The sequence below is a fragment of the Segeticoccus sp. genome, assembly GCF_035708005.1.
This window is the reverse complement of record NZ_DASSTI010000157.1, coordinates 24,610-30,609: the sequence shown is the minus strand read 5'-3', so window position 1 is coordinate 30,609 and position 6,000 is coordinate 24,610. Positions and strand designations below refer to the sequence as shown.

Genomic DNA, 6,000 nt, shown 5'->3' with positions numbered 1-6,000 from the left:
CGGGTCCAGAAGCCCATCAGCCCCTCGCCGCTCGGCAGCAGGTCCAGCGGCACCGTCTCCCCGTGCAGCCGGGCCACCTCCTCGGCGGCGGTCTGCAGCGTGAGCAGGGTGCGGGCCACCTCGACCTTGCAGTCGACCAGCGGCTTGCCGGTCTCGAGCACGAGCAGCTGCTCGAACTCGTCCTGCCGGGCGCGGATCTCGGCGTGCGCGCCCAGCAGCGCGGCGCGGCGGACGTGCGACGGCAGGTTGGCCACCTGCTCCCGCACGGCGAGGGCCTCGTCGAGGGCCCGTCCGGCCAGCTCCGCGTCGCCCACCGGCGCCTGCGCCACCAGCGACCCGTCGTAGGGGAAACGCACCGGCTCGTATGCCGTCTCACTCACCCAGCCCGCGCCCACCGGGAGCCCCGCGGGGTAAGGAGGGGTGAACAGACCTGCGGCCTCGGTCGATTCGCTGGCCTGCTGGGCACCGGCGCTGGCCTGCTCGGCGCTGGTCTGCTCGGCGCCGGCCCTGGTCTGCTCGGCGCTGGCATCCTTCTGCTCGGCGCTGGCATCGGTGCTGGTGCTCGTCTGGGCGGACACTGCTCATCATCTCCTGTGGACGACGTCGTCGGTACTACACCCGATCTCGGGACTCTCCGCCCGATCTCGGGACTCTCCGCCCGATCTCGGGACTCTCCACCCGATCTCGGGACTCTCCGCCCGATCTCGGGACTTTGCGGAATCTCCCTAGATTGGAGGGAGAGTCCCTAGAACGACGCGAATCTCCCTAGATCGGCAGGAGAATCCCTAGATCAACGGGAATCTCCCTAGATCTGCGGGAAAGTGCCTAGATCGGTGCGGATGGCGGGGCTCTCCTCATGTCGGGGGCGGGCGGGGCGGGAGGGGCCGGCGGAGCGGGTGGGATCGGCAGAAAGGCGGACGGGAACGCGTCGCGGTAGCTGCGCCAACGGCCGGCCGGCGTCTCCACCGTCTCAGCGGACAGGACCGCGTGCGCGATGGCGCGAGTGAAGCAGTCGGCCGCCACCTCCAGGAGCCGGTGGAACGCGAACGCGTCCGGACTGGACCGGGTGCCGGTGGCGAGGGTGAACACCGTGTCGCCGTCGAACATGGTGTGCACAGGGCGGATCCCGCGGGCCATGCCGTCGTGCGCGATCCCGGCCACCTTGGCGCATTGGGCCTTGGTCAAGGTGGCGTCCGTGGCAACCACTCCGATGGTGGTGGCGGTGCCCGGCCGCAGCCCGAGGGCGGCGATCTGCGCCTCGACGTCGGCGCGGTGCGCGGCAACCTCCTCCGTGGCGGGCCGCCGCAGTTGCGGCAGCTCTCCGGGCAGCGCGTAGCGCGCGGAGTACAGCTCCCCGGTCTCGGGGTCGACGCACGACCCGAGGGCGTTGACGACCGCGAGCGCGGCAACTGTGGTGCCGTCGGCCAGGACCGCGCTGGCGGACCCGACGCCGCCCTTGAGGCCGCCGGCCTTCGCCCCGGTGCCGGCCCCGACCACGCCCTGCGGCACCCCGTCGGTCGAGCCGACCGCGGCGTCGTAGGCCTCGGCACCGACCGATCGGTCCGGACGGCAGGCGAAGTCGCCGCCACGTCCGAGATCGAAGACGACCGCCGCCGGCACGATCGGCACCACCTCCCCCGGCTGCCCCATCGGCAGTCCGATGCCGGCGTCGAAGAGTCGCTCCATCACGCCGTCGGCGGTGGCCAGCCCGAAGGCGCTGCCGCCGGAGAGGACCACAGCGTGCACCCGCTCCACCATGTTGCGCGGGTCGAGCAGGTCGGTCTCGCGGGTGCCGGGGCCGCCGCCGCGTACGTCCACCCCGGCGACGGCTCCCTGATCGGGCGCCAGCACCACGGTCGTGCCGGTCAGCCAGCCCTCCCCTCGCCGGGTGGCGTGCCCGACCCGCAGACCGGCCACGTCCACCAGGCTGTTGGTCGGGCCGGGCCGGACGCCCTCGCCCGCCCCGGTGCCGGGCTCGTCCGGTGAGGGCGCGCCGGGTTGCTGCGTGGACGTCATACCGTCGTCGTCCTCTCCGCGGCGCAGCCGGGCGCCGCCTGCTCCTCGTCGATCTCGCGCAGCTCGGCGGCGGCGAGGTCAGCGGTGGTGGCGCCGGCGAGGGCCTTCTGCAGGCTGGGCACCGCCGCGATGAGCCGCTGGGTGTAGGGGTGCTGCGGGTGGTCATAGACCTGCTCGGTCCGCCCCGTCTCGACGACCTGTCCCTCGCTCATCACGGCGACCCGCTGGCACAGGTGGCGCACCACGGACAGGTCGTGCGAGACGAAGACGAGCGTCAGCTGCAGCTCGTCCACGAGGTCGGTGATGAGGTTGAGCACCTGGGCGCGCACGGACACGTCGAGGGCACTGACCGGCTCGTCGGCGAGCAGGATGTTCGGCCGGGGTGCCAGCGCCCTGGCGATCGAGATGCGTTGCCGCTGTCCGCCCGAGAACTGGTGCGGGTAGCGCTTGGCCGCGTCGGCGGGCAGGCCCACCGCGCGCAGCAGCTCCGCCACCCGCTGCTGCTCCGCCGCGCGGCTCCTGCGGCCGGAGGCGGCTTGCGCGACAAGGGGTTCGGCGATGATGTCCTTGACTCGCATTCGCGGGTCCAAGGAGCTCATGGGGTCCTGCAGGACCAGTTGCAGCCGTTCCCGCAGGGGACGCAGTTGTCGCTCGGAGCGGCCGGCTACCTCGAAGCCGTCCACCTGCACGCTGCCGCTGGTGGGGTGGTCCACGCCGGCGAGGATTCGCAGCAACGTCGACTTGCCGCAACCGGACTCACCCACGATGCCGAAGCGTTCGCCGGGCGCGACGTCGAAGCTCACGCCGCGCAGGGCGTGCACCACGGGGCCCGGCTTGGTGAGGGAGGTGCGCGGTCGCCGGTAGTCGCGGACCAGGTCGCGCACGCGAATCGCGCTGCGGGAACCGGGATCGCGGTGGGTCGCCTGCTCGGTCACCGGGGACCACCTGCTCCCCAGCCCTCATCGGGGCCGGCCGGGTGGTGGCAGGCGTAACCGTCCGCGTCGGAGGGCCCGGTCCACGCAGGGACGGTCGCGCACACCTCCGTGGCGTAGGGGCACCGGTTGCGGAAGACGCAGCCTGCCGGGAACCGGCCGCCCGGCGGCACCGAGCCGGGGATCGTCGCCAGGCGCCCGCGCTCGTCGACGGCGAGCAGGTCGGACGCGGCGAGCAGGCCCTGGGTGTAGCGGTGCCGGGGGCGGGTGAAGACCCGCTGGACCGGGCCGGCCTCCACCAGCCGGCCGCCATACATCACGAGCACCCGCTCGCACGCGGTGGCGACGACGGCGAGGTCGTGGGTGATCAGCAGCAGCGCGGCCTCCCGCGCCCGCACCCCCCGCACGATGAGGTCGAGGACGAGTGCCTGCACGGTCACGTCGAGCGCCGTGGTCGGCTCGTCGCAGACCAGGACCGCGGGGTCGTTGGCGAGCGCGAGCGCCAGCACCACCCGCTGCCGCTGCCCCCCGGACAGCTGGTGGGGGTATGCGCGGGCCGCGTCACCCGGGTCGGGCAGGCGCACCTGGGCGAGCAGGTCCACCGCCGCACGGCGGGCGCTGCGCTTGTCCGGCCGGGTGCGGTGGATCAGCATCGCCTCGGCGACCTGCTCCCCCACCCGCATGGTGGGGTTGAGCGCCGTCATCGGCTCCTGGAACACCATGGCCAGGTCGCGGCCGCGCACCTTGGCGAGTGCCTTCTCCCCCGCGCCGATCAGGTCGTGACCGACGCCGGCGACGCGGGCCGACCCCGTCGCGGTCAGCCCCTCGGCGAGCAACCCCATGACGCCGAGGGCGGTCAGCGACTTGCCGGAGCCTGATTCGCCGATCAGGCCGACCCGCTCGCCGCGGGCCAGGGAGAAGCTCACCTCCCGCACCAGGGCGCGGCTGCTGTGTCTCGCGGTTCCGGCGACGCCGCCGCTGCTGTGTCTCGCGGCTCCTGCGACGTCGCCGCTGCTGTGTCTCGCGGCTCCTGCGACGTCGCCGCTGCCCACCTGGACGCCGAGGTCGCGCACGTCGAGGACCGCCTCCTCGGCCGGCCGCCGGGCGAACGGGGCGTCGGTGGCGGGCAGGGCACTCACCGGCGGTCCTCCAGCTTGGGGTCGAGGTAGTCGCGCAGGCCGTCACCGAGCAGGTTGAAGCCGAGCACCGCGACGGCGATGGCCACCCCCGGGAACACCACGAGCCGGGGCGCGATGAAGAGCATCTCCTGGCTCTCCTGCAGCATCCGTCCCCACGACGGCGTCGGGGGTGGTGTGCCGAATCCGAGGAACGACAGGGCGGCCTCCGCGAGCACCGCGATCGCGAACGAGACCGAGGCCTGCACGATGATCAGGTTGCCGACGTTGGGCAGCACGTGCCGCCAGCTGATCGCGCCGGTGCGGTGGCCGGCGACCCGGGCGGCGAGGACGTACTCGGTGCCCATCACCTGCAGCGCACCCGAGCGGATCAGCCGGGCGAAGCTGGGGATCGTCGCCACCCCGATCGCGATCATCGCGATGAAGGTGCTCTGCCCGAACACGGCGGTGAGCATGATCGCGAGCAGCAGCGCCGGGAACGCCAGCACGATGTCGTTGACGCGCATGAGCGTGTCCCCGGCCCAGCGCGGCGCCACCGCCGCGAGCAGGCCGAGCGGTACCCCGACCACGGCGGCCACGCCGACCGACACGAAGCCGACGAACAGCGTCGTGCGGGACCCGACGAGCACCTGGCTGAAGACGTCGCGACCGAACTTGTCGGTGCCGAACCAATAGGTGCCGTTCGGCTTCTCGAGGCGGTGGGTGGCGTCCACGAAGGTCGGGTCGTGCGGGGTCCAGACGAAGGACACCAGCGCCATCCCGATGACCAGGAGCACCAGCAGCGCCCCGACCACGAGGCTGGGGCTGATCGCTCGCCGCGCCCCGGCGTCGCTGGTGACCGCGTCGGCCTCCAGCGGCATCGCGCCGATCATCTCCTGCGAGCTCATCGGGCACCTCCTCTGCTCGCGTGGCGGCCGGTCCTACCGCCCTGACGGGTCATCGCGTCCCCGCCCTCATCCGCGGGTCGATCACGAGGTAGAGCAGGTCGACCAGGAAGTTGACGACCAGGACCGCGACGACCAGCAGCATGACGACGTCCTGCACCATGAGCAGGTCGCGGTTGGAGACCGAGTCCAGCAGCAGGCTGCCGAGCCCGGGCACCACGAACACCCGCTCCACGACGATGGCGCCGATCAGCAGCGTCACCAGCTGCAGCGCCAGCACCGTGACGACGGGCACCGCCGCGTTGCGCATGCCGTGCTTGCGCAGCGCCTGCATCGGCCGGAGCCCCTTGGCCCGGGCGGTGCGCAGGTAGTCCTCGCGCAGCACGTCGAGCACGGCGCTGCGGACGTAGCGGGTGAGCACGGCGCCCTGCACGAGCCCGAGGGAGAGCGCCGGCAGCACCAGCTGCTTGGCGAACATCACGGGGTCCTGCGCGGGAGGCGTCCACCCGTTGGCCGGGAGCCAACCGAGCCGGACCGCGAAGACGGTGATGAGCAGGATGCCGGCCAGGAATGCCGGGACGGCCACGCCGATCTGGGACAGCCCGGACAGCACGAGCCCCGACAGGCGGCGGTGGTGCACCGCCATCACCGTGCCGAACGGCAGGGCGATCAGGACGGCGATCACCATCGCGGTGACCACCAGCCACAGCGTCACCTGGAACCGGTCGGAGATCTGCGGCCCGATCGGTGCGTTCGACACGTAGGACGTGCCGAAGTCCAGGTGCACCAGACCCCCGACCCAGCTGAGGTACTGCTGGGGCAGCGACCGGTCCAGACCGAACCGGTGGTGCAGCTCGGCGACCGCCTGCGGTGAGGCGTTCACGCCGAGCGCGACCCGCGCCGGGTCCCCGGGCAGCACCGCCATGAAGGCGAACACCAGCACCGAGCTCACCGCGAGGCTCACCAGCAGCACGCCGGTGCGGATCAGGATGCGCGGTGCCATGGGTCCTCAGGTGGGTCGGGTGATCCGGG

General features: G+C 72.7%; 6 protein-coding genes. All 6 read right to left on the bottom strand.

Translation table 11 applies throughout. From position 1 onward, the window contains the following. Positions 1–578: aldehyde dehydrogenase family protein (locus VFL99_RS15445; RefSeq protein ID WP_325107244.1), on the bottom strand; the 578-nt coding region annotated here is incomplete at its 3' end. 247 nt (positions 579–825) lie between these two features. Further along, positions 826–2,016 carry a P1 family peptidase gene (locus VFL99_RS15440; RefSeq protein ID WP_325107243.1) on the bottom strand — a complete coding sequence of 397 codons (1,191 nt, stop codon included), beginning with the start codon at positions 2,014–2,016 and terminating at the stop codon, positions 826–828. Continuing rightward, entirely contained in the window at positions 2,013–2,951 is a 939-nt protein-coding gene (locus VFL99_RS15435) for an ATP-binding cassette domain-containing protein (RefSeq protein WP_325107242.1), read from the bottom strand. The genes VFL99_RS15440 and VFL99_RS15435 overlap by 4 nt, the downstream gene beginning before the upstream one ends. Continuing rightward, positions 2,948–4,087: an ABC transporter ATP-binding protein gene (locus VFL99_RS15430; protein WP_325107241.1), complete on the bottom strand. Its 1,140-nt coding sequence runs from the start codon at positions 4,085–4,087 to the stop codon at positions 2,948–2,950. Before VFL99_RS15430 ends, VFL99_RS15435 begins: the two co-directional genes overlap by 4 nt. Continuing rightward, positions 4,084–4,971, bottom strand: coding sequence for an ABC transporter permease (locus VFL99_RS15425; RefSeq protein WP_462283439.1), 888 nt, complete (start codon positions 4,969–4,971; stop codon positions 4,084–4,086). The genes VFL99_RS15430 and VFL99_RS15425 overlap by 4 nt, the downstream gene beginning before the upstream one ends. A gap of 49 nt (positions 4,972–5,020) precedes the next feature. After that, the gene (locus VFL99_RS15420; RefSeq protein ID WP_325107240.1) at positions 5,021–5,971 is read right to left on the bottom strand and encodes an ABC transporter permease; all 951 of its coding nucleotides are present in this window, start codon (positions 5,969–5,971) and stop codon (positions 5,021–5,023) included. Between the last annotated feature and the right edge of the window lie 29 nt (positions 5,972–6,000).